Origin of the sequence: Actinoallomurus acaciae (genome assembly GCF_042429965.1) — a bacterium.
Classification (GTDB): Bacteria; Actinomycetota; Actinomycetes; order Streptosporangiales; family Streptosporangiaceae; genus Actinoallomurus; species Actinoallomurus acaciae.
The window spans coordinates 1-4,266 of the sequence record NZ_JBHLZP010000630.1; the positions used below are offsets into that span (position 1 = coordinate 1).

Annotated in this window: 3 protein-coding genes; 2 read left to right on the forward strand and 1 reads right to left on the reverse strand. The window is 72.4% G+C overall.

Translation table 11 applies throughout. The features are described 5' to 3' along the window. On the reverse strand, positions 1–2,038 hold a 2,038-nt coding region (locus ACFFNX_RS43720), incomplete at its 3' end, for a M4 family metallopeptidase (RefSeq protein WP_378212147.1). 757 nt (positions 2,039–2,795) lie between these two features. On the opposite strand from ACFFNX_RS43720, the gene ACFFNX_RS43725 reads away from it, so the two are divergent. Beyond that, the gene (locus ACFFNX_RS43725) at positions 2,796–3,581 is read left to right on the forward strand and encodes a DUF429 domain-containing protein (protein ID WP_378212148.1); all 786 of its coding nucleotides are present in this window, start codon (positions 2,796–2,798) and stop codon (positions 3,579–3,581) included. A 214-nt stretch (positions 3,582–3,795) separates the two neighbouring features. Next, positions 3,796–4,266: hypothetical protein (locus ACFFNX_RS43730; RefSeq protein ID WP_378212149.1), on the forward strand; the 471-nt coding region annotated here is incomplete at its 3' end.

Below are 4,266 nucleotides of genomic sequence, written 5' to 3' on the forward strand. Positions count from 1 at the left end.
ATTCGAATCCGCCGTTGGTCACCTTGTTGCCGGTCGAGGAGCACCCGCCACCGACCGGGTTCACCGTCCACGTGAACGTCGTCGAGCCGGTCGCGTTCGAGGTGTTCTTCGCGGTCACCGTCGCCGATGAGGTGCCGGCCGTGGTCGGCGTGCCGGAGATCAGGCCGGTCGAGGCGTTGATCGACAACCCGGCGGGCAGTCCGGTGGCGCTGTAGGTCAGCGTCTGGCCGTTCGGGTCGCTCGCCTGGATCTGCAGGCTGGCGGCCGTGCCGACGGTGCTCGTCTGGTTGCCGGGGTTGGTCACCGACGGGCTGCCGGGCTGGCTCGGGCAGGTACCGGGGGCCGGGTCCGTTCCGGTGACGCTGACGGCCGCCCAGGCGGCGTCCACCGTGTTGTACTCGGTGCAGTGGGTGCCGTACAGGTCGGCGGCGGCCTTCAGCGAGTCGGTGCGCGCACGGGCGTAGTTCTCGCTGCTGCTCGCGTACGAGGCGAGCGCGCGGTACCAGACCTTGGCGGCCTTGTCGTTGCCGATGCCGGTGACCGTCGAGTTGTTGCAGGTCGGGCTGTTACCGTACCCGTGGTTGCCGCTGCCGACGGCCAGCAGGAAGAACCAGTGCGTCAGCGGGCCGAGGGAGTAGTGCGGGTCCAGCGAGCCGTTGCCGCTCGTGTAGCAGTTCGGCGACGCGCCGTCGAGCGAGGGCTGGTACATGTAGCGCAGCGGCGTGCCGTCACCGTTGATGTTGATCAGCTCGCCCATGGTGTAGTCGGGCGTGTCGTGGGAGTTGTTCGCGTAGAACTCCACCATCGTGCCGAAGATGTCGCTGGTGCCCTCGTTCATGCCGCCGGTCTCACCGTTCTCACCCCAGCCGGTGAGGGCGCCGCTGACGCCGTGGCTCATCTCGTGCCCGGCGACGTCGATCTCGACGAGCGGACGGGCGTTGCCCGAGCCGTCGCCGTACGTCATCTGGGAGCCGTCCCAGAAGGCGTTGACGTACGCGTTGCCGTAGTGCGTCCGCGACGGCACACCCGAGCCGTTGCCGAAGATGCCGTTACGGCCGTGCACGTTCTTGTAGTAGTCGAACGTCTCCGCGGCGCCGAAGTGCGCGTCGACGCCGGCCGACGCCGCGTCGCCGTTGGTGCCGTTGCCGAACGTTCCGGTGGAGTTGCTGAAGATCGTGCCGGTGCCGCTCGTGGCGTGGTTCAGGTTCGTGGTGTACCCGTTGCCGTGCGACGGGTCCTTCATCTGGTACGTGCTGCCCGACTGGGTCAGGTCGATCGGCACCGAACCGCTGTAGATCGAGTTGCCCGTGCCGGCGACGAGCGGCGTGACGTCGCCGCGTGCGGCGGCGGCCCTCTGCTGGGCGGGGGAGAGCAGGGTGTCGACCTCGTCCCGCTGGGTCACGACCTTGCCCTTGACCGCGTCGACCAGGACGTGCAGGACGCTCGGCGTCTGGTCGGCGAGCACCCCGCGTACGACGGTCTCCCAGACGAGCTGGGCGGACCGTCCGGTGGCCCAGACCGCGAGGTGCGGCCTGCCGACCGACGCGACCGTGCCGCGCAGCCGAGCGCGGGACGTGCTCGCGGCCGCCGACGCGGCGACCTTCGGAGTGGTGGACACCGCGGCGGCGGGTGTCGCGACGTTCAGCGCCCGGTACGAGCCGCCCGGTTTCAGGTGGACGATCAGGTCGCCGCCGTACACCGGCAGGCCGTGGAAGGTCCGGTCGAAGCGGACGTCGGCGGCGCCGTTCTTGGCGACGACGACCGTACGCGGCGTGAACGCGTCACCGGTCTTCGCGTGGGCGGTGCCCTTGTGCGCCGAGAGCGCCTTGCGCGCGTCGGCGATCGCCTGCATGCGCGTGCTCGCGGACGGGTCGGTGGTGAAGTCGTCCTGGGTGAACGCCGAGCGGCCCGCGTTCGCGGCGGGCTTGGGAGCGGTGGGCCGCTGTGGTGAGGCGCCGGCGGCCGGGACGGCCGTCAGCGCGGCCGCGACGGCGAGTACGGCGGTCGCCGACACCGTCGCGAGGCGTGGTCTGGACATGGGCGGAGGGTTCCTTTCGCCGTTGAGCGATGCGCCCGCGGTGGCGGGCAGGCGGGAAGGACAGGGCCGGCGGCCGCCCTGGGGGGACGGCCGTGGTGCGGGGGAGCCCGGCGGTCTTGCCGCCCGATCCGTAGGGCCTTGGCGGGGGAGGTCCAGGGGAGCGGGCACCGCGGCGACGATCCGGACACCGCCCGGGGCCCCGGCGCACGATCCGGGCCGCTGGCGTGTTCCGGCGGCGAGACCTCCTTCCGGGTTCTCGGCGAAGTGACGCCGTTCGCCGCCTCCTGGTCAGGAGTGTCCGTAAGGAGGCCGACCCGGTGAAGTCCTAACGGGGAGCCGTAGGGATATCCCTAGGCCTCGTCTTGTGGATCAGTCTCGTGATCCCGGGTGAGTCGTGCAGGTGACTGTGTGCGGATGAGGAGCTGCTCAAGCGGGCAAGAGAGCCGGGCGGGAGGCTCTGGGCAAGTCCTGCGGCGGCTGGACCACGAAAATCCATCTGGTCGCCGGCCGGCCTCGCCGGGCCGGCACGGTGACAGCCCCCGCTTCATCCCCCTCACCGGCGGCCGACCACCCGCCTTTAACACCGAGCGGTACGGAGTGTCCCGGACGGCGGGACTTCGAAACATGCCCCAGGCGGTCGGCTCCGGCGCCGTATGGCGATCGACGATGAGCCGCCGCCGGTTCTCCGTGTCCCAGAGGGGGCGTCCGTCCGCCGATGCCCATGCCGCCTGTGGACAACGTGGCTCGGGGTGGCGTAGTGCTCTTCTCAGGTGGCCGCGCCCGGGCGCGGCGCGCGTTCGACCGGAACGTGGCGGGTGATCGGCCAGGGGCGATGGAGGTGGTCGGCGGCATGGGCGTCCGGCGGGTGCTCGGGGCCGACGTGTGCGCGACGGGCTGGGTCGGCGTGGCCCTCGGCGGTGGCCGTCCCACCGCGTACTTCGGTGCCGACATCGAATGTCTCCTCACGGACGCGGTTCAGGACGGGCCGGTCGCGGTGGTGGGCGTCGACATGCCCATCGGCCTGCCCGACCACGGGCCACGGCAGGCGGACCTGCTCGCCCGTGAATACGTCGGTGCGCGGAGGGCCTCGGTGTTCATGACTCCCGTACGGGCCGCCATCGAGGCGAGGACGCATCCCGAGGCCGTCCGGATCAACCGCGGCCTGACCGGTGCGGGTGTGTCGGCCCAGGCGTTCGCGCTGCGGACCAGGATCCGGGAGGTCGACGCATGGGTGAGGCGGGTGTCGTGCCGCGTCGTCGAGGTCCATCCCGAGGTCTGCTTCGCCCATATGACGAACCGCCGCCCGTTGCCGCGCAAGACGACGTGGGCGGGCGCGGAGACCCGCCGGCGGCTGCTGGCCGACGCCGGCATCGTCCTCACCGGTGACCTGGGAGCGGCCGGCGCGGCCGCCAAGGTCGACGACGTCCTCGACGCCGCCGCGGCCGCCTGGACGGCGCAACGCGTACTGGAGGGGAACGCCGAGAGCCTGCCGCGCACACCGGAGGTCTTCGCCGACCGGCTGCCGTGCGCGATCTGGGTCTGAGCACGCCTGGCGGGAGCTGGAAGGCGTGTCTGCGGTGGGAGGTGGAGCGCGTCTCGCCGCGCGGGTAGCGCCGGTCCGACCGGCTGCCGTGTGCGATCTGGGTCTAAGCGCGCCGGGCGGTTCATCGTCGGTGATCGGGCGGGCGGCGGGAGCCGGAAGGCGCGTCCGCGGTGGGAGGTGGAGCGTCTCCCGCCGCGCGGGTAGCGTCGGCCGCGTGCGTACGGTGACGCCGGTCGCGGCCGGGGACGGCTTCCGTGTCGAGCGGGTGACGATACGGGCCGCGATCGAGGACTGGACCGACCCGGACACCTCGTCCGGCTACCGGCTGACGCTCGTGCGGGGCGGGGTGTTCCGCGCGCGGGTCGGTGGTCACGTGTTCCTGGCGGATCCCGTCACCGCCTACCTCGGCGGGCCGGCCGAGGAGCAGAGCATCGCTCACCGGGTGGGGGCCGAGGACGTCTGGACGGCCGTGGCCCTGTCGCCGTCGTTCATGGCCGAGCTGACCGGCGGCGTTCCCGTACGCCCGACCGCCCCGGTGACCGGCCGGCTCGCCGCCACGCACCGGGTCCTGCTCGCGCGTGCCCGTCGGAGCACCGACCCGTTCGCGCTGGCCGAGCTCACCGCGGACCTGGTGGGCGGCCTGTTCGGCGACCGGCGGGCGCACCCGGCCGAACCCTCCGGGCGG